We start from the raw sequence: 23616 nt of genomic DNA on the forward strand, positions 1-23616 counted from the left end.
GGTGAGCACACCGGCCCCGCCCCTCGTGTCATCGCCCGGCGCGGACCCGTCCCGGGGCGACCCGTCCGCCGATCTCCACCGTGCCGCCGGGGGCCGGGGCGGTGAGGATCTGGGAGCCGCGGCCCTGGACGATGTTGAGTGCCCGGCCCAGTTCGGCGCTGAGCAGCAGCGCCGCCGCCCCGGTCGCCTCGTCCTCCACGATCCCGTCGTCGCGCCGGGGGAAGGCCCGCGCACGCACCCGGCCCGCCGCCTCGTCCTCCCAGGCCCAGGCGTAGAGCCAGCCCTCCCCCGCCGGCGGCCCGGCGAGCGCCTCGATCTCGGCGACGGACGCGTACCGCTCCAGCGTGCGCGGGGGCGCCCACTCGGGGCGGGCGGTGATCCAGGTGAACTCGCCGTCCTGGCGGGCGAAGACCTCCCCGACCGGCAGCTCCAGGATCTCCAGGTCGAGCAGCCAGGCCGCGCCGACGACCGGATGTCCGGCGAACGGGAGGCGGAGCCCGGGGGTGTAGATCTCCAGATGGCCGCGCTCGGGGTCGTCGACGAACACGGTCTCGCTGAAGCCGAGCCGGGCGGCCAGCGCCTGCCGGTCCGCCCGGTCCGGCCAGGCGCCGCCGTCGCGCACGACTCCGAGGGCGTTGCCGTGGCGGCCGTCGGGCCCGCAGAACACCCGCAGTACGTCGATGCCCGGGGGTACGTCGAAGTCGCTCTCGTCCATCCGGGCATTGAAGCACCGCCCGGACGGCGGCCGTGCGGCCGGTCGGCCCGGGCGGTGCGGGTGCGGGGGTCAGGCGGTACGGCGACGGCGGGCCGCGGCCACCGCTCCGGCACCGGCCGCCACGACCACGCCCGAGGCGGCGAGCAGGGCGCCGGCCGGGACGCCGGAGCCGGTGGCGGCGAGCGAGCCCGCCCCGCCGACCGAGCCCCCGCCCACCGAACCGCCGCCGACCGAGCCACCCGCGAGGCCGTCGGCCGAACCGGACCCGCCGGTGGCCGAGGAGCCGCCCGCCGAGCCGGATCCGCCGGTGGCGCCCGGGAGTTCGGCGTCCTTGTCGAGCGCGACCGCGACGGTCAGCGCGTCGAGCTTCTCACCGGCCCCGTACATGCCGCCGAACGCCTTGGTGCCGTCGGCGGTGAGCGTCGCGGGGACGGCCGAGAGCTTCACCACGCCGTCCTTCGCGGTCAGCCCGCCCGCCGGGATCTCGAGGTCGGCGACGGCCAGACCGGTGTACGTGGAGACCTTCTTGGTGGTGCGGTCCTTGGTGGAGACGTCCGCGACCAGGGTGCCCCCGGTGCCGTTCGCCCGGATCTCCATGCCGCTCAGGGAGAGGTCGAGGGTGTACGCGCCGTTCTCCTCGTGGCCCAGGAAGCGGACCTTGCCCTGGAACCGGGCCTTCAGGGTCTGCTTCTCCGCGTCGAAGCGGCCGGTGGCGTCGGGGAAGCGGTAGCCGTTCGCGGAGGCGGTGGCGCCGTTCGCCGTCTCGGCCCTGCCGTGGGCGATCGGGCCGGTGACGTAGGCGCGGAAGGACTCCTTCACGCCCCAGTCCAGGGTGCCGTCGACGATCTCGCCCCGGACGGCGTCCGGCTTCTCGGCGTCCGGCTTCTCGGTGGCGGGCTTGTCGGTGGCGGGCCTGTCGGTCGCCGGGGCGGAGGGGGACGGGGAGGCGGGCGTGGTCGGTTCGGTGGTGGGCTTCCCGGTCGGCTCCGGGGAGGGCTCCCCGGTGGGTTCGGTGGTCGGGGGCGTGACCGCCTTCACCGAGAGGGTGGCCGGGTCGAGCGCGTCGCCCTCCTTGTACTGGCCGTCGAACGCCTCGGCGCCCGCCCTGGTGAGGGTCGCCGGGATGTCCGCGAAGACCATCGCACCGCCCTCGCCCCGGCCCGGCTTGACCGCCGAGAGGTCGAGGGCGGCGAACTCCACGTCGTCGACGGTGCCCTTCGGGGTGGTGACGTCGACGGTGATGGCGCCGCCGGTGCCGGAGGTGGCCAGCTTCACGTCGGAGAGCGTGATGTCGAGGACGCCGCCGTGGGCGTAGAAGTTGACCCCGCCGTCGAACGCGGTGCCGGTGCCGTGCGTGGCCGTGTCGTAGGTGCCCTTGCCGCCGGAGAAGGTGAACGCCCCGTTGCCGGGTGCCTGGACGGCACCGTCCCGGACGGTGATCCGCCCGCCGGAGAACGGCGAGGCGAGGTACTTGCGGAAGGACTCCTTGACACCCCACTCCAGCGTGCCGTCGGTCAGTTCCATCGTCGGCGCGGCGGCGGGCTTGCTGCCGGTGGTGCCGTCGGCGAGCGCCGGAAGGGCGAACACGGTGGCGCCGAGAGCGGCCGCGGTGGCGACTGCGGCGGTACGGGCTATGAGGCGGCGGGTTGCTGCCATGGTCGTGGATCTCCTCGGGAGCGAAGGGGGGTTGGGGGAGGGAGGCTGCTAGTCGCCGGTGCGCGCGGTGCGGTGACGGCGGAACAGGTGGACCGCACCGGCCGCCGCCACGAGCACGGCTCCGCCACCGGCGGCGAGGTAGGCGCCGGCCGTGGTGGAGGAACGGGCGGACGCGGCGGCCGGGGCGGGGTCGGCGGAAGCGGCGGTGGAGGGCTCCGGTGACGGGTCCGGGTCGCTGCCCAGGTCGGGCAGGGCGGGCAGTTCGGCCCCGGCGTCGACGGCGACGGCCAGCGAGACCGGGTCCATCGCGGTGCCCGTCCGGTAGAGGGCGCCGAAGGTCTTCGCGCCGTCGCCGGTGAGGGTGGCGGGGGCCTCGGTGAGAACGGCGAGCCCGTTCTCCGGTGCGAAGTCCTTCGCGGGGAAAGTGACGAGCGGGACGGCGCCGCGCCGCTCGCCGTCGCCGCGGACGTCGGCCAGGAGCGTGCCGCGGCCCGCCTCGATCCGGACCGCGACCGCCGAGAGTTCCAGGTCGAGCCCGTCGGCGGCGGTGAAGCGGACGCTCCCCGCGAACTCGGCGTCCAGGGTGCGCTTCGCCGGGTCGTACGTGCCGGTGCCGCGCGGGAAGCGGAAGAGCGCCCCGCCGTCCCGGGCACCGTCGGCCAGGGTCCACTTCCCCTTGCCGACCGGGCCGGTGACGTACTCGCGGAAGGTCCGGCGTACGCCCCAGTCGACGGCGGCGTCCTCGAAGCGTCCGGCGGCCTTCGCGGACTTCTCCCGCTTCGCCTTCGGCTTCTTCCCGGGGGACTCGGTGGCGGCGGGCTGCCCGGCCGGGGCGACGGTGTCCACGGAGAGGCTGACCGGGTCGAGCGGGGTGCCCGCCGGGTAGTAGCCCGCGAACGCCTTCGCGCCCTGGGCGGTCAGGGTCGCCGGGACGCCCCGCAGGGCGATCGGGGTGGAGCCGCCCCGCATGTCGATCCCGGACAGGCCGAGCGTCGCCAGCGGCACCTGGGCGGTCGAGGTGACCCGGCCGCTGCCCCGGTCCTTGCTGACCATGTCCGCGTACAGGGTGCCGGTGCCGCCCGTGATGCGGACGGTGGGGCGGCTGATGGTGAGGTCCAGTTCGTGGCCGCCGTCGGACTTCTTGTGGCCCAGGAAGCGCACCCCTCCGGCGAAGCGCGCGGTGAAGTCGCCGGTCGCCGGGGCGTAGGAGCCGGTGGCGGAGTGGAAGCGGAACCGGCTGCCACCGGCCGTGGCCGCGCCGCCGGTCAGGCTCCAGCTGCCGTTCGCGATCGGCCCGGTGACGTAGCTCTGGAAGGAGGACTTGATGGCCCAGTCCAGCCTGCCGCCCTGCACCGTACGGCCGGTCGCCGCCTGTGCGGCGCCGGCCGGGAGCAGGACTCCCAGCACCGTCAGCAGCAGCGTGACGGCGAGTGTGCGGGCAGGTCTGGGCGACAGCATGGAACCCCTCCGGAACGTGGAAATTGAGGTAAGGCTAACCTAAGCTAAGCACGTCATCCGGAGGACCCCCTTCCGCAGCACTTGCTGACAAACCATGACGAACTCCCCCCGCACGACAACAGGACGGTGCCCCGTGCGCATCTCGCAGGACTTCGCCCCACCGGGCCGCGTCGCCCGGCAGCGGAGGACCGGACGGGCTCCGGCCCGCGGCCCACTCGGCGCCCTGGCGGCCGGGCTCGCCCTTGCCCTCGCCCTCACCGGCTGCGCGGGCGGTACGGACGGCACGTCCCCGGCCACCACCAAAAAGGCGTCCGCCGGAACCGCCCCCGACCGCGTCGAGCCGCTGGCCACCACGCCGGAGCCGAAGCTGCCCGTGACGGTGGAGTCGGCGGACGGCGCCGAGGTCACCGTCACCTCGGCGGACCGGATCGTTCCGCTGAGCGGCGGGCTGAGCGAGATCGCCTTCACCCTGGGCCTCGGGAAGAAGGTCGTGGCCCGGGACATCACCGCCACTTTCGAACAGGCGGAGAGGCTCCCGGTGGTGACCCGCGCTCATGACGTGTCGGCGGAGAGCGTGCTGTCGCTGCGGCCGACCGTGGTGCTCGCCGAGACCACCACCGGCCCGGCGGAGGCCGTCGAGCAGATCCGGGAGGCCGGCGTCCCGGTCGTCGTCGTACGGCCCGCCGGGCAGCTCTCCGACGTGGGCCGCCGGATCGAGGCCGTGGCCGCCGCCCTGGGCGTGCCGGACGCGGGCGCCGAACTGGACGCGCGGACCACGTCGCGCATCGACGCCGTACGCAGGTCCGTCCCCGCACCGGCCGACGGGGGCGAGAAACCCCGGGTCGCCTTCCTCTACCTGCGCGGCTCGGCCTCCGTCCATCTGCTGGGCGGCCGGGAGTCCGGGGCGAGTTCGCTGATCGAGGCGGCGGGCGGCGTCGACGCGGGCAAGGCGTCCGGGCTGACGAAGGACTTCACCGCGATCACCAGCGAGGCCCTGGCGAAGGCCGCCCCCGACGCCTTCCTGGTGATGAGCAAGGGCCTCGAATCGGTGGGCGGCGTCGACGGGCTCCTGAAGCTCCCCGGTATCGCCGAGACCCCCGCCGGGCTCGACCGGCGGATCGTCTCCGTCGACGACGGGGTGCTGCTGAACTACGGGCCGCGCACCGACCGGGTGCTGGCCGAACTGGTCGCGCGGCTCCACCCGGAGAGCGGGGCCGCGCGATGACCGCCACCTCCCCGCCGCTCCCCCGCACCGCGCCCGTCGGCGCGCCGGAGCCGCGAAAGCCCCGGCGTTCCTCCACGTTCGCGCTGACCGCCGGGCTGCTCGTCGCGCTCCTGGTGTGCTGCCTGGTCTCCGCCGGGACCGGCGCGTACGGCATCCCGCTCGGCGACGTGCTCGGCTCCGTGCAGCACCGGCTCGGCCTCGGCGGGGCGGCGCTGGACCGGGTCGGCGAGAGCGTGCTGTGGAACGTACGGCTGCCGAGGGTCGTCCTCGCCCTGCTGGTGGGGGCGTCGCTGGGCTGTGCGGGCGCCCTGATGCAGGGGGTGTTCGGCAATCCGCTGGCCGAGCCCGGGGTGATCGGGATCTCCTCCGGTGCGGCGGTCGGCGCGGTCGGCTCGATCGCGCTCGGGCTGACCTTCCTCGGCAACTGGACCGTCACCGTCTGCGCGTTCGCCGCCGGACTGGTGACCGTCCTGCTGGTGTACGCGCTGTCCCGGTCGGGCGGGCGGACCGAGGTGGTGACGCTGATCCTCACCGGGATCGCGGTCAACGCCTTCGCGGGCGCGCTGATCGGACTGTTCGTCTTCTTCGCCGACAACGCGCAGATCTCGCAGATCACCTTCTGGCAGCTGGGCTCGCTGGCCCAGGCGACCTGGCCCAAGGTGCTCGCCGTGCTGCCGTGCGCGCTGCTCGGTCTGCTCGTCGCGCCGTTCCACGCCCGGCGGCTGGACCTCCTCGCGCTCGGCGAGCGGCCCGCCCGGCATCTGGGGGTCGACGTCGAACGGCTGCGGGTGGTGCTGGTGCTGGTGGTGGCGCTGCTGACCGCCGCCGCGGTGGCGGTCGCCGGGATCATCACGTTCGTGGGGCTGCTGGTGCCGCATCTGCTGCGGATGGCGAACGGCCCCGGTCACCGCTTCCTGCTCCCCGGCAGCGCGCTCGGCGGCGCCCTGGTGCTGGTGGCGGGCGACCTCGCGGCCCGTACCGTGGCCGCCCCCGCCGAGCTGCCGCTCGGTGTGCTGACCGCGCTCATCGGCAGCCCGTTCTTCTTCTGGCTGCTGCGCAGGACCCGTCGCAAGCAAGGTGGTTGGGCATGAGGACGCCGGTGGGCACGAGGGTGCCGTGGAATCCGTTCCGGGCCCGGGAGCGGCGGCTGCCCGCGCCCTTCTCCCCCGGCTCCGCCGTCGCCGAGGCCCGCGGGCTGCGGGTGCTGCTGGGGCGGCGGCCGGTGCTGGACGGGGTCGACCTGGCCGCGTACGCGGGCGAGGTGCTGGCGTTGGTGGGGCCGAACGGGGCGGGGAAGTCGACCCTGTTGGCGGCGCTGGCCGCCGATCTGCCCGCCGAGCGGGGCGAGATCCTGATCGACGGGCGCCCGGCCGGCGCGTGGTCGGCCGCCGAACTGGCGCTGCGCCGGGCGGTGCTGCCGCAGTCCGCCGCGCTGTCCTTCCCGTTCCCGGTGGCGGACGTGGTCCGGATGGGGCGGGCGCCCTGGGCCGGTACGGAGCGGGCGGACGCGGACGACCGGGCGGTCGCCGAGGCGATGGCGGCCACCGAGGTCACCGCCTTCGCCGCGCGCCCCTTCGCCGCGCTGTCCGGCGGCGAACGCGCCCGGGTCGCGCTGGCCCGGGTACTGGCGCAGCGCGCCCCGCTGCTGCTGCTCGACGAGCCGACCGCCGCGCTGGACCTGCGCCACCAGGAACTGGTGCTGAGGATCTGCCGGGAGCGGGCCGCCGCGGGCGACGCGGTCGTGGTCGTCCTGCACGACCTGGGGCTCGCGGCGGCGTACGCGGACCGGGTCGCGGTGCTGCACGGAGGGCGGATCGCGGCGGCCGGACCGCCCTCCGGGGTCTTCACCGGCGAGCTGCTCGGCGAGGTGTACCGGCAGCCGGTCGAGGTGTTCCCGCACCCGCGGACCGGGGTGCCGCTCGTCGTACCGGACCGGAGGGCTTGACCATCACTTGACCTTTCCGTGGGTCACCCATGGATCACCCGTGATCGGTCCGTTTCCGGGCCCGCGGGATGAGAGCTGAATCACTGCACGAGTGGGTACCGCTCAGGTAAGCCTCGGTTAAGTTAGGTCTGCCTCACCTGTCTTTGTCCGTTCTTCTCCCGCTTCTCTTCGTCCCCAGTGGAGCCCGCATGCGAGCCGTTCGTTTCTCCGTCGTCACCGCTGCCGCCACGGTGGCCGCCCTGACCGCCGTCACGGGCTGCGCGCAGAAGAGCGACGGCAAGGGCGACAAGGCCCTGGAGGTCGTCGCGAAGGACGACTCCTGCGAGGTGTCGAAGAAGAAGCTGCCCGCCGGTCACATCGAACTGGCCGTGCAGAACAAGGGCTCCAAGGTCACCGAGGTCTACGTCCTGTTCCCGGACGACCGCATCGTCGCCGAGCGCGAGAACATCGGCCCCGGCACCAAGGCCACCATCACCGCCGAGATCAAGGCCGGTTCGTACGAGATCGCCTGCAAGCCCGGTATGAAGGGCCACGGCATCCGGCAGAAGCTGGAGATCACCGGCGGCACCGCGGCCAGGCGCAGTCCCGAGATGGACAAGGCCGTCGCCGAGTACCGCACGTATGTGCAGGCGCAGGCCGACGAGACGCTGCCGAAGGCCAAGAAGTTCACGGATGCCGTCGCCGCCGGGGACATCGAGGCCGCGAAGAAGCTCTACGCCGACTCCCGGCTCGGCTGGGAGCGCACCGAGCCCGTCGCCGAGTCCTTTGGTGACATCGACCCGAAGGTCGACATCCGCGAGGACGGCCTGGAGGACGGCCAGAAGTGGACCGGCTGGCACCGCCTGGAGAAGGCGCTGTGGCAGGAGAAGAAGCTGGGCGCCGAGGAGAAGGCGCTCGCCCCGGTCCTCCACAAGGACCTGCTGGACTGGCAGAAGCGGGTCGGCACCGCCGACATCACCCCGACCTCGATGGCCAACGGCGCCAAGGAGCTGCTGGACGAGGTCGCCACCGGCAAGGTCACCGGTGAGGAGGAGCGCTACAGCCACACCGACCTGGTCGACTTCAAGGGCAACGTCGAGGGCGCCGAGAAGTCCTACGAGCTGCTGAGGCCGATCGCGGTGAAGAACGACGGGGCGCTCACCACCACCCTGGACAAGCGTTTCGCCGAGCTGAACAAGCTGCTGGACAAGTACCGCGAGGACAAGGACTCCTACGCGTTCGTCTCGTACGACAAGGTCGGCAAGGCGGACCGCAAGGCGCTGTCGGACGCGGTGAACGCCCTGGCCGAGCCGCTCTCCCGGCTCGCCGCCGCGGTGACGAAGTAACGAGCCGGAGGGGCTTGGTCATGTCCGAACAGAAGCAGTCCGACGCCGCCGCGGAACCGGCCGCGGAACCGGCTGCCCCCGCCGTCCCGTCCCGGCCCGCCCCGTCCCGCCGCGCGCTGCTCGGCTGGGGCGGCGCGGGCCTCGCGCTGGGCGCCGTCGCGGCCGGCGGTACGGTCGCGGCGGTGCGCGGCGGCGACGACGCGGTACCGGCCGCGGACAGCGGCGGGGCGGTGCCGTTCCACGGCGCGCACCAGGCCGGGATCGCCACCGCCGTGCAGGACCGGCTGCACTTCGCCGCGTTCGACGTCACGACCGGGGACCGCGCCGAACTGATCGCGCTGCTCAAGGAGTGGACGCGGGCGGCGGAGCGGATGACCGCCGGACACGCGGTGGGCGACGGGGCGTACGGCGGCCTCGCCGAGGCCCCGCCGGACGACACGGGCGAGGCGCTGGGGCTCAAGCCGTCCCGGCTCACCCTCACCATCGGCTTCGGCCCCTCGCTCTTCGCCAAGGGCCGGTTCGGCCTGGAGGACAAGCGGCCCGAGGCCCTGGTGGACCTGCCGAAGTTCCCCGGTGACAACCTCGACGCGGCGCGCAGCGGCGGCGACCTCTGTGTCCAGGCATGCGCGGACGACCCGCAGGTCGCGGTGCACGCCATCCGCAACCTGGCCAGGATCGGCATGGGCCGCGCCGCGATCCGCTGGTCCCAGCTGGGCTTCGGCAAGACGTCCTCGACGACGCCGGACGCCCACACCCCGCGCAACATGTTCGGCTTCAAGGACGGCACCCGGAACGTCTCCGGCACCGACACCGCCGCCCTGGACCACCATGTGTGGGCCGACGGGAAGGACGGCGCGGACTGGATGACCGGGGGTTCGTACCTGGTGGCCCGCCGCATCCGGATGCACATCGAGACCTGGGACCGCGCCTCGCTCCAGGAGCAGGAGGACGTCTTCGGCCGCGACAAGGGCGAGGGCGCCCCGGCCGGCAAGTCCAAGGAGCACGACGAGCCGTTCCTGAAGGCCATGAAGCCGACGGCGCACGTGCGGCTCGCCCACCCGAGCAGCAACGACGGGGTGATGATCCTGCGCCGCGGCTACTCGTTCACCGACGGCACGGACGGCCTCGGCCGCCTCGACGCCGGGCTGTTCTTCATCGCGTACCAGCGCGACACCCGCAAGGCGTTCATCCCGCTCCAGCGGCGGCTGGCGGCACACGACGCACTCAACGAGTACATCCAGCACGTGGGTTCGGCGCATTTCGCCGTCCCGCCGGGCGTCCGCGACAAGGGCGACTGGTGGGGCCGGGCGCTGTTCTCGTAACGGGACTCGGAACAGAAGGAGAACCGAAACGTGTTCAGCAACTTCCTGATCGGCCTGCGCGAGGGCCTCGAGGCCAGCCTGGTCGTCTGCATCCTCATCGCCTACCTGGTGAAGACCGGCAACAAGAACAAGCTGGTGCCGATCTGGATCGGCGTCGGCATCGCCATCGTGGTCAGCCTGGCGTTCGGCGCCGGGCTCGAGTTCGGCTCGCAGGAGATGACGTTCAAGGCGCAGGAGGCGCTCGGCGGTTCGCTGTCGATCGTCTCCGTCGGCCTGGTCACCTGGATGGTCTTCTGGATGCGGCGCACCGCGCGGCATCTGAAGACGGAGCTGCACGGCAAGCTCGACGCCGCCCTCGCGATGGGCACCGGTGCGCTGGTCGCCACGGCGCTGCTCGCGGTGGGCCGGGAGGGCCTGGAGACCTCGCTGTTCGTGTGGCGTGCGGTGCACGCGGCGGACGACGGCTGGCACCCGATGATCGGCGCCTTCCTCGGCATCGCCGCCGCGGTCGTGCTGGGCTGGCTGTTCTACCGGGGTGCGCTGAAGATCAACCTGTCGAAGTTCTTCACCTGGACCGGCGGAATGCTGGTGATCGTCGCCGCGGGCGTGCTCGCGTACGGCGTCCACGACCTCCAGGAGGCGGAGTTCATCGGTGGCCTGCACAACCAGGCCTTCGACATCAGCGGTGCGATCCCGCCGGACAGCTGGTACGGCACGCTCCTCAAGGGCACGTTCAACTTCCAGCCCGACCCGACCGTTCTTCAGGTCACGGTGTGGGCGCTGTATCTGATCCCCACCCTCGCGCTGTTCCTCTCCCCGGTAGGGTTCGGACGGGCAGGGGCCCCCTCCGGAGGGGCGACGGATCAGAAGGCGCGGAAAGCAACGGATGAGAAGTCTGAGGCCGGTTCGGCTGGCGACGGGGCTCGCGGCGGCGACGGTGCTGTCGATGACGGCGAGCGGTTGCGTGACGGTGCACGGCGAGCTGGCAGTGGTGCCGGCGGCAACCAGGTCTGAGGCCGCGCAGGCCCTGAAGGACTTCACCGACGCGTACAACGCGGCGGACAAGGCCTACGACCCGGCCCTCGACGCGGACCGGGTCACCGGCTCGCTCGGGGCGATCAACCAGGCCGGGCTGAAGGCGCGGCGCAAGAGCCACCCGGACGGCAACCCGGACCACCGGCCGCTGGTGCTGTCCGACGCCACCTACCTCGTCCCGAAGAAGGCGGGCTGGCCGCGCTGGTTCCTCGCGGACACCGACTCCGACCGCGACCAGGACAGCGGGAAGCTCGACACCCGCTGGCTGATCGTCTTCGTCAAGTCCGGTCCCGACGACGGCTGGAAGGCCGCCTATCTGTCGGTGGTCGCCCCCGACCAGCTGCCCGCCCTGGCCAGGAACGGTGACGGCACGGCCCGGCCGGTGGCCGTGGACAGCGCCGCGACGGCCGTCGCGCCGAAGGACCTGAGCACGCAATACACGCAGTACCTCCAGAAGGGCAGCCCGGACGTCTTCGCCCCGGGCTCCGCCACCTCGGGCTGGCGGGAGACCCGCCGGACCACCCGGCAGGCGGGCTTCTCGTACCAGTACGTCGACCAGCCGCTGGACAGCGGCGCGTTCGGCCCGCTCGGCCTGGAGACGGAGGACGGCGGGGCGCTGGTCTTCTTCAGCAGCAAGCACTTCGAGCAGCAGACCGCGGCGAAGGGGCTGCGCCCGCCGCTCAACGACGACGTGGAGGCGCTGCTGACCGGTGAGGTGCGGTCCACCCTCACCGAGGAGCGGGTCTCCAGCGAACTGGTGTACGTCCCGAAGAAGGGCTCGTCGAAGAACGGCGGCAAGGTCGTCGTCCTGAACCGGCTGCCGGGCCTGACGGCCGCGAAGGGCTCCTGACCGACGGACCGGAGGCCGCCCGGGCGGCCCGCCCGGGCGGCCCGGCCACTCACCGGCCTCACCGACCCAACGGCTCAACGGCTCAACGGCTCAACGGCCAGGCCACCGCGTCGTGGTCCAGTTCGCTCTGGTCGGCCGCGTCGGCGTACTGCGCGCAGGCGTCGGTGAGCGTTTCCAGCAGGGTCAGCGGATCGGGCAGCGAAAGCTCCGGTCCGCGCACCCACGCCACGTCCAGCTCGCCGGGGAGCCGGGCGGGCGGCAGGAGCACGTAGCTGCCGCGGCAGTGCCAGCGCAGCCCCGGATGCTCGTCCATCGTCTCGGGGTGGCAGTCCAGCTCGCACGGCCACCACTCGTCCTCGTCCTCGGGCGTGCCGCGGGTGGCGGTGAAGAAGAGCATCCGGTCGTCGCCGGACCGGGCGACGGGGCCGACCTCGATGCCCGCGGCGAGGAGCCGCTCCAGCGCCTGGCTGCCTGCGGACAGCGGTACGTCGAGGACGTCGTGGATCATGCCGGTCGCGGTGATGAAGTTGGCCTGCGGCTGGCTGCGGGCCCAGCGCTCGATCTGCGCCCGGTCGGTGGTGGACTGCGTCTGCCAGGCGAAGGACAGCGGGTGCCGGGCGGGGGTGGGACAGCCGATGCGTTCGCAGGAACATCGGTATCCGACGGGGTGGGCGGCCGGCGCGATCGGCATTCCGGCTTCGGCGACGGCGAGGAGCAGCGCCTCCCGGGCGGTGCCGTCGACCTCGCTCTGCTGCGGTTTGGGTCGGCGGCGAAGCCATTGGGAAAATTTGCTCTCTGAGCCGCGATAACGGCCGAAATCGGCGCCCATCTATCCCCTTACCTCAAGGTTGCCCATGCCCATGGTCCCACCATCCTGCGCTCCGGGTGGCCGGACTCCGGAAGCGGGGTACGGATCACTGCCCGACGAACCGCAATTTATGCCCGTAATTGTCGGGAAACAAAGGTTCTGTCGCTGGGGGCCGGCCCGTGCGGCGGCGGTGCCCGGGGCCGCCACGCACCGTTGTTCCCACGGGCGGGCGGAACCACCCGATCGGATCACTGTGCGCGGCCGCCCGCAGAGCGGACCATGGGCTCACGCACCGATCCGTGCGCTGTCCCCGGCAGGCGATCCCTGCCTTTCGTGAGGAGCCTTCGTTGCCTCGTGAATCCGCACCCCGCCGCTACCTGATGTGTGCGCCCACGCACTTCAGGGTGACGTACTCCATCAATCCGTGGATGGACCCCAGCAAGCCCGTGGACCTCGCGCTGGCCCAGACCCAGTGGGAGGACCTGCGCGACCGCTACCGCGCCCTCGGGCACACCGTGGAGCTGCTGGACCCGCGCCCGGAGCTGCCCGACATGGTGTTCGCGGCCAACGGTGCCACGGTGATCGACGGCCGGGTGCTGGGCGCCCGCTTCGCGTACCGGGAGCGGCACGCGGAGGCCGGGGCGCACCGCGAGTGGTTCCGGGCCCATGGCTTCACCGAGATCCACGAGCCGGACCACGTGAACGAGGGCGAGGGCGATTTCGCGGTCACCGCCTCGTACGTGCTGGCCGGGCGGGGGTTCCGGTCCAGCCCGCTCTCGCACGGGGAGGCGCAGGAGTTCTTCGGGCGCCCGGTGATCGGGCTCGACCTGGTCGACCCGCGCTACTACCACCTGGACACGGCGCTGTCGGTGCTCGACGAGGCGGGCGACGAGGTCATGTACTACCCGGGGGCCTTCTCGGCGGGCAGCCGGGCCGTGCTGGCCCGGCTCTTCCCCGACGCGCTGATCGCCCAGGAGGCGGACGCCGCGGCGCTCGGGCTGAACGCGGTGAGCGACGGGCTCCATGTGCTGCTGCCGCAGGCGGCGACCGGGCTCTTCGACCCGCTGCGGGAGCGGGGCTTCGAGCCGCTGCCGATGGACCTGGGCGAGCTGCTGAAGGGCGGTGGCAGCGTGAAGTGCTGCACGCAGGAGCTGCGGGGGTGAGCGGGCGGGCCGTCGCCCCGGCCCGGCGGGCACACCGGGCCGGGCCGGTCGCTCAGGCGTCCTCGCCGGGCGGCGGCCAGGCGTCGCCCCACGCGGTGTCCCGGGCGGCCCGGTACAGCTCGCCGTGGCGCTTGGTGACCGTGTCCCGCCGCAGGCCCTCCTCGCGGGTGCACAGGTCGAGCAGGACCTGGCCCTTGCGGATCTGGGGTTTGCGGACGACCCGGGCCGGGACGGGGCCGGCCGGGAAGCGGGTCGCCACGACGTAGCCGAACTTCTCGTCCTCGTACGGCAGTGAGCCGCCCTTGACCCGGCGGTGCAGCGAGGAGCGGCTGACCCGGGCCGCGAAGTGGCACCAGTCGGTGCCCGGTTCTATCGGGCAGGCGCCGCTGTGCGGGCAGGGGGCGGCGATGGTCAGTCCGGCCGCGGTCAGCCGGTCGCGGGCCTCGATGATCCGGGCGTAGCCGTCCGGGGTGCCGGGTTCCACGATCACGACGGCCTGTGCGGCGGCCGCGGCGGCGTCGACGAGCGCGGTGCGGGTGTCCGGGGTCAGCTCGTTGAGCACGTAGGAGACGGTGACCAGGTCGGCGGGGGCCAGTTCGAGGCCCGCGTCGATCCGGGCCCGGCGCCATTCGGCGGCGCGCAGGGCGGGGATGCCGGAGAGCCCGGCCAGTTCGCGGCCGAGGGCGAGCGCGGGCTCGGCCCAGTCCAGCACGGTCGTGCGGGGGCCGTCCCAGGCCCCGGCCACGGCCCAGCTCGCGGCTCCGGTGCCGCCGCCGACGTCGGTGTGGGTGGCGGGCTCCCAGCCGGGGGCGGCGGCCCGCAGCGCGGCGAGCGCGGACCGTACCGCTTCGAAGGTGGCGGGCATGCGGTACGCGGCGTACGCGGCGACGTCGGAGCGGTCGCGGAGCACCGGGGCGTCGGTCGGGGTGGTCCCCCGGTAGTTGGCGATGAGCCGGTCGACGGCCTGGGCGGCCTGCTTGGGCGGCAGTCCGTCGAGCAGTCCGGCCAGTGCCGCACGCAACGTTTCCGCGGGAGGAGGGGTGGCGTTCACCGGCGAATTGTAGGCAAAGAAGACGCACCGGCGGCCGCCGCGCTATCCGCGTAGAACTGCGCGGAATCCGAACTGCCGAGATGGGTGCGCAAGTTGCTACGCTGACCGCCGCGAGGTCGGGACGCCCATCGAGGGAAACCATGAGACAGAAGATCGTGCGCCTGGTTCTGGTCGGCGGAGTGCTCGTGCTCGCGCTGCTCCTGCTGCTCGCCACGTGTGGCAGCGGGGCGAAGGACAAGGACAAGGACGGGCCGGAGAAACATACGGAGAAGGACCCGGCCGGCATCACGCAGCTCACCGTGCCCGCCGCGTACTCCTCCGAGCACGGCTGGGAGCTCATCGGGACGTCGCCCGACTACGCGGTCTCCCGGACCACGGGTGCGCTGGCGTATCTGGTAAGGATGTCGGAGGGCAAGTACCAGCTGCGGACCATCGATCCGAAGAACGGCCGGCCGGGCTGGCACGGCGACAGCTGGCGGCCCCCGTCGCCGAACAAGTTCCCCCGGCTCCTTTCGGTCACCGTCGACGACCACGAGTACTTCGTGACCTGGGCGTACGGGAAGGTCGGCGAGAACGCGCTGACCCCCGCCGACCCGATCGTGTCACTGGACGTGTACGACGTGGAGGACGGCTCCCGGCGCCGGGTCGAGGTGCCGTGGGGCTCGGTCCCGACGGTCTCCACGGCCGGCCCCGGCATCCTCATCAGCGACGGCCGGACGAACAGCGCGGTGGTCGACCCGGGAAGCGGACGGATCACCAAGGTCCAGCCGTCCTCGCTGAAGTACCCGAAGGGCTGCGCGACCTGCAAGCAGCTCACCGAGATCCGCGGGCTGACCAAGAAGGGCCTGCTGGTCAGCGGCTCCAAGGAGTTCTGGGTGCAGGGCGGCTGGTACAGCCGGAAGGTCGCGCCGAAGGGCACCGACCGGGCCAGTGGCGTCCCGACCTCGTTCCTGCCGGGTCTGATCCTGGCGAAGTGGCAGCTCGCGAAGGGCGCGAAGCTGGCCGCCACCCATGACATGTGGGCGGTGCACGACGCGGAGACGGGCAAGATGCTGGCGTCGACGCAGTGCAGCAAGCCCGCGATCAAGCCGGGGCAGTACCCGCAGCTCGTCGCGGCGCCCTCGGGTTCGTACCTGGTGGCCGGGCCGCTCGCCTTCGACCTGGCCACGAAGCGGGGTTTCTGCTTCGAGGGGGCCGACGGCGCCAAGCCGCTGACGCTGGCCTCGGTGAACGACGAGGGCACCGCGTACGGCGCCTCCAGCGTGCGCAACGCGGCGGACGTGCTGGCCGGCAACGGCGCCCCGGTCGCGGTGGCGGTCCGCAGCGGTTCGACGGGCGCGCTGCCGTCGAACGTGCTGGTGCCCGGCATGGAGACCTCGGACGGGGTCGGCCTGTTCCGCTGGACCGACGAGAAGGACCGGCCGCACCTGATCGGCTACCCGCGCTCCTCCTAGGCGGTCTCCCGGAGTGTGTCCGTCCGTTGCCACGGGCGGCACATTCCGAGGAAGGCGGCCATCGCGCCCACTCCGCACACCAGCTGCACCACGGCCATCGGTACGGCCGTGTCCTCGCCCGCGATGCCGACGAGCGGCGAGGCGACGGCGCCGATGAGGAACGACGAGGTGCCCAGCAGCGCGGAGGCGGAGCCCGCCGCGTGCTTGGTCCGCATCAGGGCCTGGGCGTTGGTGTTGGGCGTCGCGAGCCCCATGGCCGACATCAGCACGAACAGTCCAGCCGCCACCGGGACCAGTCCGACCTCACCGAGGACCCCGGTGGTCATCAGCAGCAGCGCGGTCGCCGCCAGCACGATGACCGAGAGCCCGACGGCGAGCACCTTGTCCAGGCTGAACCGGCCGACCAGCAGCTTGCCGTTGATCTGGCCGACGAGGACCAGGCCGACCGAGTTGATGCCGAAGAGCAGGCTGAAGGTCTGCGGCGAGGCCCCGTAGATCTCCTGCATGACGAACGGCGAGGCGCTGATGTAGGAGAAGAGGACGGCGAAGGCGAGGCTGCCCGCGATGGTGTAGCCGGTGAAGACCCGGTCGGCGAGCAGCCCGCGCATCGTGCGCAGTGCCTCGCCGATCCCGCCGGTGTGCCGTTCCTCCGGCGGCAGGGTCTCGTGCAGCCATTTCCAGACGACGAGGGTGAGCGCCAGGCCGACGGCGGTGAGGACGGCGAAGATCCCCCGCCAGTCGGTGAACCGCAGCACCTGCCCGCCGATCAGCGGGGCGATGATCGGGGCGACCCCGGAGATCAGCATCAGGGTGGAGAAGAACCTGGCCATCTCCAGGCCGTCGTACAGGTCGCGGACCACCGCGCGGGCGATGACGATGCCCGCGGCGCCGGCCAGGCCCTGGAGCGTGCGGAAGGCGATGAGCAGTCCGGCGGTGGGGGCGAAGACGCAGATCGCGGTGGCGACGACGTAGACGACCATGCCGAGGAGCAGCGGCTTGCGGCGGCCCCAGCGGTCGCTCATCGGGCCGACGACGACCTGTCCGAGCGCCATGCCGGTGAGGCAGGCGGTGAGGGTGAGCTGGACGGTCGAGGCGGGGGCGTGCAGGGACTCGGTGACCGCGGGAAGGGCGGGCAGGTACATGTCCATGGAGAGCGGCGGCAGTGCGGTGAGGCCGCCGAGGACCAGGGTGACCAGGAGTCCGGTGCGCCGGGTCGCGTCGGCGACGGCGGCCGGGGTCCGGTCGGGGGTGCCGGTGGTTTCGGGGGCGGTGGCCCCGGTTCCGGCGGTCGGTATGTGTGGGTTTTCCGGCTGGGTCCGGCTCGCGCCGTGCTCCGGCATGCTCATCTCCATGTCGTTGAATCCGCATCTATGCTCTCAGCTCAGCCGGACTGGTCGAACCTCTTGGGAGTGGGCGTGGCAGGCGTGAGCAGCGGTGTGGTGCGGTGGGGTGTGCTGGCGACGGGCGGGATAGCCGCGACGTTCGCCGAGGATCTCCGGTCGATGCCGGACATGGAAGTGGTCGCCGTCGCGTCCCGGACGGACGCCTCGGCGCGGGCGTTCGCGGACCGGTTCGGGATACCCCGGGCGTACGGCGACTGGGCCGGGCTGGTCGCGGACGAGGAGGTGGACGTGGTGTACGTCGCCACGCCGCACTCGGCGCACCGGGCGGCGGCCGGGCTCTGCCTGGAGGCGGGGAAGCCGGTGCTGTGCGAGAAGGCGTTCACGCTCAACGCCCGGGAGGCGCGGGAGCTGGTGGGGCTCGCCCGGGAGCGGGGGGTGTTCCTGATGGAGGCGATGTGGACGTACCTGAACCCGGTGATCCGGCGGATGACGGAGCTGGTGCGGGACGGGGCGATCGGCGAGATCCGGACCGTGCAGGCGGACTTCGGGCTCGCGGGTCCGTTCGGTCCCGGGCACCGGTTGCGCGATCCGGCGCTGGGTGGCGGCGCGCTGCTGGACCTGGGGGTCTACCCGGTCTCGTTCGCGCAGTTGCTGCTGGGTGAGCCGGACCGGGTGCAGGCCGACGCGGTGCTGTCGCCCGAGGGCGTCGATCTGCACACCTCGATGCTGCTGGGCTGGTCCGGGGCGGGCGCCTCGGCGCTGCTGAACTGCTCGATCGTCGCGGACACCCCGCAGACCGCCGCGGTCACGGGCACCGGGGGCCGGATCGAGTTCCCGCGCGGTTTCTTCTACCCGGAGCGGTTCGTGCTGCACCGGGAGGGGCGCGAGCCGGAGGAGTTCACCGCCCCGGCCGGCACGGAGCTGCGCGGGATGCAGTTCGAGCAGGCCGAGGTGGCGCGGGCGCTGCGGGCGGGCGAGACGGAGTCGCCGCTGGTGCCGCTGGACGGCTCGCTCGCCGTGATGCGGACGCTCGACGCGGTGCGTGACCGCGTCGGCGTCCGCTACCCGGCGGACGACGTCACGCCGGGGTGAGTCCCTGGTTGCCGACCTCGGTGACGAAGGAGGCGGCGGTCGCGAGGGGCGCGCCGGGGGTGGTGACGGCGGACACCGTGCGGTAGTCGGCGCGTGCCGACTCCCGGCCGAGGGTGACGACGGCGTAGCCGCGGCGGCCGTTGTAGAACTTCATGTGCGGGTTGGCCCGCATCTGGTTGTTCCAGCTGCCGGGCTTGTCCGAGCCGTCCTTGCCGCTGGTGATGGAGGTGGCGACGATCTCGGTGCCGACGGTGCGGGAGCCGGGGTCGTCGAAGTCCCGCTTCAGGTCGAAGCCGTAGCCGACGTGGACGTCGCCGGTCAGCACCATCAGGTTGTCCACCCCGGCCGCCTCGGCTCCCCCGAGGATCCGGGCGCGGGAGGCGGGGTAGCCGTCCCAGGCGTCCATGGAGAGCTTGAAGGCGTCGGTGGGCACGTCGCGTCGCTGGGCGAAGGTGACCTGCTGGGGCACGACGTTCCAGGTGGCCCGGGAGGCGTGCCAGCCGTCGATCAGCCAGCGTTCCTGGGCGGCGCCGGTCATGGTGCGCGACGGGTCCTCGGACTCCGGTCCGGGCTTCTGCCAGCCGTCGCCGTACGCCTGGTCGCTGCGGTACTGGCGGGTGTCGAGGATGTCGAACTGGGCGAGCCGGCCGAACTGGAGGCGCCGGTAGAGCCGCATGTCGGGGCCGGTGGGGCGCTGCGGGGCGCGCAGCGGCTGGTTCTCCCAGTACGCGCGGTAGGCGGCGGCGCGGCGAAGCAGGAACTCGGCGGGCGGGACGTCGTTCTCGGGGGTGTCGCCCGCGTAGTTGTTCTCGGTCTCGTGGTCGTCCCAGGTGACGACGAAGGGGTGCGCGGCGTGGGCGGCGATCAGGTCGGGGTCGGACTTGTAGAGCCCGTACCGCAGCCGGTAGTCCTCCAGCGTGACGGTCTCCCGGTTGAAGTGGGCGGGGAGCTGCCGGTCGGTGTGGTTGCGGGCGCCGCCGGTCGCGGTGACGGCGTACTCGTAGAGGTAGTCGCCGAGGTGGAGGACGACGTCGACGTCCTCCCGGGCGAGGTGCCGGTACGCGGTGAAGTAGCCGTCGTGGTACGCCTGGCAGGAGACGGCGGCCAGGCTGAGCGCGCTGTTGCGGGCGCCCGGGGCGGGGGCGGTGCGGGTGCGGCCGACGGGGCTGGTCCAGTTGCCCGCGCGGAAGCGGTAGAAGAGGACCCGGTCGGCGTCCAGGCCCTTGGCCTCCACGTGGACACTGTGGTCGAACTCCGGGTGGGCGGTGGCCGTTCCGCGCCGTACGACGCGGCTGAAGCGCTCGTCGCGGGCGAGCTCCCAGCGCACCTGGACCCTGGCCCGGGGCATTCCGCTGCCGGGCTCGTAGGGGCGGGGGGCCAGCCGGGTCCACAGCAGGACCGAGCCGGGCAGCGGGTCCCCGGAGGCGACGCCGAGGGTGAAGGGGTCCTCGGTGATCTTCCTGGCGTCCAGCTCGGCGGCGCTCGCGGCGCCCGCGACGGGCAGGTTGACCGAGAAGGCGAGCACGGCGGCGGCGCCGGTGACGGTGAGGAAGCGGCGGCGCCCGAGCTGCTCGGCGGCCCGGCGCAGCTCCCGCTGCTGGTGCGATGCGGACGATGCTGTCATCTGTCCCTCCCCTGTCCGGTGGTGTACCCGGGCAGTCCACCGGCCCCGCGCATCGAACGGTTGTCGTGCTCGCGTCGCTCGGACGTCGGGCGGATGAGGAATGGGGAAGGGCGTACGCTGCGGCGGCATGAGCAACAGAATGTTGAACTCCGGTACGGGGGCGGCGTCGAGGACCGCGGTGGTGACGGGTGCGGGTTCCGGGATCGGCCGCGCGGTGGCGCTGGCCCTGACCGGGGCGGGCTGGTCGGTGGCGCTCGCCGGGCGGCGCCCGCGGCCGCTCGCCGAGACCGCCGAACTGGCCGGGGAGAATGCCCGGGTGATCACCGTACCGGCCGATGTGTCCAGATCCGAGGACGTGGACGCGCTCTTCACCTCGGTGCGCGAGTGCTTCGGCCGTCTGGACCTGCTCTTCAACAACGCCGGTACGTTCGGACCGCGTTCGGTACCGGTGGAGGAGCTGTCGGCGGCGGACTGGCGGGCGGTGGTGGACGTGAACGTGACGGGCGCGTTCCTGTGCGCGCAGGCGGCGTACCGGCTGATGAAGGACCAGGACCCGCAGGGCGGCCGGATCATCAACAACGGCTCGGTCTCCGCCCACACGCCGCGCCCGCACTCGGTCGCGTACACCACGACCAAGCACGCCATGACGGGGCTGACGAAGTCGCTGTCGCTGGACGGGCGTCCGTACCGGATCGCCTGCGGGCAGATCGACATCGGCAACGCGGCCACCGACATGACGGAGCAGATGCGGACCGGCATCCTCCAGGCCAACGGCGAGCTCGCCGCCGAGCCGGTGATGGCGGCGGCGGACGTGGCCCGCACGGTGCTCCACATGGCGGAGCTGCCCCTGGAGGCCAACATCCAGTTCGCGACGGTCCTGGCGACGGCGATGCCGTACGTGGGCCGGGGCTGACCGGGGCGGGACGGGCGCGGCCCGACCGAACCGTGCAAACCGGGACGGAGCGGACACCGGCGTATCGATCCGGCATGCGCTGCCCCTATGCTGACAGTCCTTCACCGGACCGACACAGAAGGAACACCACGTGCGCATAAGCTCCACCGGCCCGCTCGCGCTGGCCGCCGTCACCGCCCTGGCCGGATCGCTGCTCCTCGCGAGCCCCGCGTCGGCCGCCAAGCACCAGGGCGGGCTGCACCTGGGCAAGATCCAGTACGACAGTCCCGGCAAGGACAACCGCAGCAACACCTCGCTGAACGCCGAGTGGGTGGACATCCACAACAACGGCAAGACGAAGATCCAGCTCAAGGGCTACAAGCTCAAGGACAACACCGGCTACACCTACACCTTCGGCAGCCGCACGGTCGCCGCGGGCAAGACCGTCCGGGTCCACACCGGCAAGGGCAAGAACACCACCGCCCACGTGTACTGGAACCGCGGCTCGTACGTGTGGAACAACACCGGCGACAAGGCCCGGCTGATCAAGCCGAGCGGCAAGCTCCTCGACTCCTGTTCCTGGACGAAGACGGGCAACGGCACCAAGAACTGCCACTGACCCGGCGGCCGGCCGGGCACCGGGCCCGGCCGGTACACAGGGGCCGTGTCGGCACGGCGACGGGTGGCCGAACAACGGGCGACCATCTCCTGGGACTACGATCGCGGCACCGCAGCGAGACCAGGAGTACCGACCGTGTCCGAACCGCGCATCGCCGTTTCCGTCGTCACCATGGGCGACCGTCCGCAGCAGGTCGAGGCCCTGCTGCGCTCGGTTGCCGGGCAGGACGTCCGTCCCGCCCGGCTCGTCGTCGTGGGCAACGGCACCTCTCTCCCCGACTTCGCCGCGTTCCCCGGCCTGTCGGACCTCTCCGGCGGTGTGACGGTGATCGAGCTGCCGGAGAACCTGGGCTGCCCCGGCGGCCGCAACGTCGCCCTCGACAGGCTGGCGGAGTTCGGCGACGTGGACGTGGTCATCGAGCTCGACGACGACGGACTCCTGGTCGACGACGGGGTGTTCCGCAAGGTCCGGGACATGTTCGCCGCCGACCCCCGGCTCGGGATCATCGGCTTCCGGATCGCCGACGAGCACGGCGAGACCCAGCGCCGCCACGTGCCCCGGCTGCGGGCCGGTGACCCGATGCGGCCCGGACCGGTCACCGCCTTCCTCGGCGGCGGCCACGCCTTCTCGATGAGGATGCTGGCCGAAACCGGGCACTGGCCCGCGGAGTTCTTCTTCACCCACGAGGAGACGGACCTCTCCTGGCGGGCGCTCGACGCGGGCTGGAAGATCCTCTACGAGCCCGATCTGCTGCTCCAGCACCCCAAGACGTCCCCGGCCCGGCACGCGGTCTACTACCGGATGACGGCCCGCAACCGGGTCTGGCTGGCCCGCCGCCACCTGCCCCTCCCCCTGGTCCCGGCGTACCTGGGCACCTGGACCCTGCTGACACTGGCCCGCACCCGCTCGGCGACCGGGCTGCGCGCCTGGGCCGGCGGCTTCGCGGAGGGCGTCCGCACCCCGTGCGGGCGGCGGCGGCCGATGCGGTGGCGCACGGTGTGGCGGATGACGAAGCTGGGCCGGCCGCCGGTCATCTGAGCCGCCGCCGGCCGTCCGGGCGTTTGCCGGTCCGCGGGGCCGTCAACTGCCGTCGTACGGGAGGATCTGGCGCAGCAGGCCCTTGGGGTGGCCACGTTTGCGCCATTCTCTCGGGTAGCCGATGGAGACCTCCTCGAAGCGCACCCCGTCGTACCAGGTGGTGCGCGGGATGTGCAGATGGCCGTAGACCACCGCCGCCGTGTTGAAGCGCCGGTGCCAGTCGGCGGTGAGCGTGGTGCCGCACCACTGGGCGAACTCCGGGGACCACAGCACGTCCGTCGGCTCGCGCACCAGCGGCCAGTGCCCGGCGATCACCAGCGGGACGCTCCGGTCGTGGGCCGCCAGGCGCCGCTCCGTCTCCGCCACCCGGGCCCGGCACCACTCCTCGCGGCTCGGGTACGGGTCGGGGTGCAGCGTGTACTCGTCCATGCACACCACACCGGTGCGGTGCGCGTACGCCAGCGACTCCGCCTTGGTCGTGGTGCCCGGTGCCAGGAAGCTGTAGTCGTACAGCACGAACACCGGCGCCACGGCCGCCGGCCCGCCGGGTCCGCGCCACACCGGGTACGGGTCCTGCGGGGTGTCCACCCCGAGGCTCCGGCACAGGCCGACCAGATGCTCGTAGCGTTCCCGGCCCCGCAGCCGGACCGGGTCGCGCGGGGTCGTCCACAGCTCGTGGTTGCCCGGGGTCCAGATCACCCGCGCGAACCGGTCCGCGAGCAGCCGCAGCGCCCGCTCCACGTCGTCCGGCCGCTCCGCGACGTCACCGGCGACGATCAGCCAGTCCTCGTCCGAGCCCGGTCTCAGGGACTCCAGGACGGGGCGGTTGTCCGCCACGGCGGCGTGCAGATCGCTGACGGCCAGCAGTGCCCCGCGGCTCGTCCCGGTACGTTCGGACATGCAGAACCTTCCCGCCGGTCGACTGGAGGAAATACTGCCCCACCCCGGTCCCGGCCGGGGCCGGGGCCGTCGGAGCCCGGCCGCCGGAACTGGCGGCCTCG

20 protein-coding genes and 1 pseudogene are annotated in these 23616 nt (G+C 72.8%); 13 read left to right on the forward strand and 8 right to left on the reverse strand.

Annotated elements, in window-relative coordinates; genetic code table 11:
- Positions 1-28 precede the first annotated feature (28 nt).
- The 3 genes from ACFCV8_RS12265 to ACFCV8_RS12275 all read right to left on the reverse strand — a co-directional run bounded on the left by ACFCV8_RS12265 (position 29) and on the right by ACFCV8_RS12275 (position 3829).
- A complete protein-coding gene (locus tag ACFCV8_RS12265; protein ID WP_376685231.1) occupies positions 29-715 on the reverse strand; it encodes a PhzF family phenazine biosynthesis protein in 687 nt (228 codons plus the stop codon).
- 69 nt (positions 716-784) lie between these two features.
- The gene (locus tag ACFCV8_RS12270; RefSeq protein ID WP_376685232.1) at positions 785-2371 is read right to left on the reverse strand and encodes an HtaA domain-containing protein; all 1587 of its coding nucleotides are present in this window, start codon (positions 2369-2371) and stop codon (positions 785-787) included.
- 48 nt (positions 2372-2419) lie between these two features.
- The gene (locus ACFCV8_RS12275; protein ID WP_376685233.1) at positions 2420-3829 is read right to left on the reverse strand and encodes an HtaA domain-containing protein; all 1410 of its coding nucleotides are present in this window, start codon (positions 3827-3829) and stop codon (positions 2420-2422) included.
- Between the two features lie 133 nt (positions 3830-3962).
- Between ACFCV8_RS12275 and ACFCV8_RS12280 the strand changes: the two genes are divergently transcribed.
- From ACFCV8_RS12280 to ACFCV8_RS12310, 7 genes are all read left to right on the forward strand, one after another.
- The gene (locus tag ACFCV8_RS12280; RefSeq protein ID WP_376685234.1) at positions 3963-5054 is read left to right on the forward strand and encodes a hemin ABC transporter substrate-binding protein; all 1092 of its coding nucleotides are present in this window, start codon (positions 3963-3965) and stop codon (positions 5052-5054) included.
- Positions 5051-6145 carry a FecCD family ABC transporter permease gene (locus ACFCV8_RS12285; protein ID WP_376685235.1) on the forward strand — a complete coding sequence of 365 codons (1095 nt, stop codon included), beginning with the start codon at positions 5051-5053 and terminating at the stop codon, positions 6143-6145. The genes ACFCV8_RS12280 and ACFCV8_RS12285 overlap by 4 nt, the downstream gene beginning before the upstream one ends.
- Positions 6142-6999, forward strand: coding sequence for a heme ABC transporter ATP-binding protein (locus ACFCV8_RS12290; RefSeq protein WP_376685236.1), 858 nt, complete (start codon positions 6142-6144; stop codon positions 6997-6999). The genes ACFCV8_RS12285 and ACFCV8_RS12290 overlap by 4 nt, the downstream gene beginning before the upstream one ends.
- Before the next feature lie 188 nt (positions 7000-7187).
- Positions 7188-8324: an iron uptake system protein EfeO gene (gene efeO, locus ACFCV8_RS12295; protein ID WP_376685237.1), complete on the forward strand. Its 1137-nt coding sequence runs from the start codon at positions 7188-7190 to the stop codon at positions 8322-8324.
- Between the two features lie 20 nt (positions 8325-8344).
- On the forward strand, positions 8345-9646 hold the full coding sequence (gene efeB, locus ACFCV8_RS12300) for an iron uptake transporter deferrochelatase/peroxidase subunit (RefSeq protein WP_376685238.1): 1302 nt from the start codon (positions 8345-8347) through the stop codon (positions 9644-9646).
- Positions 9647-9676: 30 nt separating this feature from the next.
- On the forward strand, positions 9677-10660 hold the full coding sequence (gene efeU / locus ACFCV8_RS12305; protein ID WP_376685239.1) for an iron uptake transporter permease EfeU: 984 nt from the start codon (positions 9677-9679) through the stop codon (positions 10658-10660).
- The gene (locus ACFCV8_RS12310; protein WP_376685240.1) at positions 10593-11531 is read left to right on the forward strand and encodes a hypothetical protein; all 939 of its coding nucleotides are present in this window, start codon (positions 10593-10595) and stop codon (positions 11529-11531) included. Before efeU ends, ACFCV8_RS12310 begins: the two co-directional genes overlap by 68 nt.
- Before the next feature lie 82 nt (positions 11532-11613).
- Here the strand turns inward: ACFCV8_RS12310 and ACFCV8_RS12315 are convergent, their stop codons facing one another.
- Entirely contained in the window at positions 11614-12360 is a 747-nt protein-coding gene (locus ACFCV8_RS12315; RefSeq protein ID WP_376685241.1) for a bifunctional DNA primase/polymerase, read from the reverse strand.
- A 326-nt stretch (positions 12361-12686) separates the two neighbouring features.
- On the opposite strand from ACFCV8_RS12315, the gene ddaH reads away from it, so the two are divergent.
- The gene (gene ddaH / locus ACFCV8_RS12320) at positions 12687-13502 is read left to right on the forward strand and encodes a dimethylargininase (RefSeq protein ID WP_376685242.1); all 816 of its coding nucleotides are present in this window, start codon (positions 12687-12689) and stop codon (positions 13500-13502) included.
- A 52-nt stretch (positions 13503-13554) separates the two neighbouring features.
- Here ddaH and ACFCV8_RS12325 read toward each other — a convergent pair whose 3' ends face one another.
- A complete protein-coding gene (locus ACFCV8_RS12325) occupies positions 13555-14553 on the reverse strand; it encodes a small ribosomal subunit Rsm22 family protein (protein WP_376685243.1) in 999 nt (332 codons plus the stop codon).
- A 140-nt stretch (positions 14554-14693) separates the two neighbouring features.
- Between ACFCV8_RS12325 and ACFCV8_RS12330 the strand changes: the two genes are divergently transcribed.
- Complete coding sequence (locus ACFCV8_RS12330; protein ID WP_376685244.1) at positions 14694-16007, forward strand: hypothetical protein; 1314 nt, start codon at positions 14694-14696, stop codon at positions 16005-16007.
- Here ACFCV8_RS12330 and ACFCV8_RS12335 read toward each other — a convergent pair.
- Positions 16004-17347, reverse strand: a complete 1344-nt coding sequence (locus ACFCV8_RS12335) for a multidrug effflux MFS transporter (protein ID WP_376685272.1) — start codon at positions 17345-17347, stop codon at positions 16004-16006. The two genes, ACFCV8_RS12330 and ACFCV8_RS12335, sit on opposite strands and share 4 nt — an antisense overlap.
- A gap of 30 nt (positions 17348-17377) precedes the next feature.
- On the opposite strand from ACFCV8_RS12335, the gene ACFCV8_RS12340 reads away from it, so the two are divergent.
- On the forward strand, positions 17378-18442 hold the full coding sequence (locus ACFCV8_RS12340; RefSeq protein WP_376685245.1) for a Gfo/Idh/MocA family protein: 1065 nt from the start codon (positions 17378-17380) through the stop codon (positions 18440-18442).
- On the opposite strand, the gene ACFCV8_RS12345 is transcribed toward ACFCV8_RS12340, so the two are convergent.
- Positions 18429-20066 carry an alkaline phosphatase D family protein gene (locus tag ACFCV8_RS12345; protein ID WP_376685246.1) on the reverse strand — a complete coding sequence of 546 codons (1638 nt, stop codon included), beginning with the start codon at positions 20064-20066 and terminating at the stop codon, positions 18429-18431. The two genes, ACFCV8_RS12340 and ACFCV8_RS12345, sit on opposite strands and share 14 nt — an antisense overlap.
- A gap of 127 nt (positions 20067-20193) precedes the next feature.
- On the opposite strand from ACFCV8_RS12345, the gene ACFCV8_RS12350 reads away from it, so the two are divergent.
- From ACFCV8_RS12350 to ACFCV8_RS12360, 3 genes are all read left to right on the forward strand, one after another.
- A complete protein-coding gene (locus ACFCV8_RS12350) occupies positions 20194-20979 on the forward strand; it encodes an SDR family oxidoreductase (RefSeq protein WP_376685247.1) in 786 nt (261 codons plus the stop codon).
- 130 nt (positions 20980-21109) lie between these two features.
- Entirely contained in the window at positions 21110-21577 is a 468-nt protein-coding gene (locus ACFCV8_RS12355) for a lamin tail domain-containing protein (protein WP_376685248.1), read from the forward strand.
- A 135-nt stretch (positions 21578-21712) separates the two neighbouring features.
- Complete coding sequence (locus ACFCV8_RS12360) at positions 21713-22615, forward strand: glycosyltransferase family 2 protein (protein ID WP_376685249.1); 903 nt, start codon at positions 21713-21715, stop codon at positions 22613-22615.
- 48 nt (positions 22616-22663) lie between these two features.
- Here the strand turns inward: ACFCV8_RS12360 and ACFCV8_RS12365 are convergent.
- Positions 22664-23515, reverse strand: a pseudogene (locus ACFCV8_RS12365) (metallophosphoesterase family protein); the annotation flags it as partial.
- Positions 23516-23616 lie beyond the last annotated feature (101 nt).

The organism is Streptomyces sp. NPDC056347, from assembly GCF_042262625.1.
Classification (GTDB): domain Bacteria; phylum Actinomycetota; class Actinomycetes; order Streptomycetales; family Streptomycetaceae; genus Streptomyces.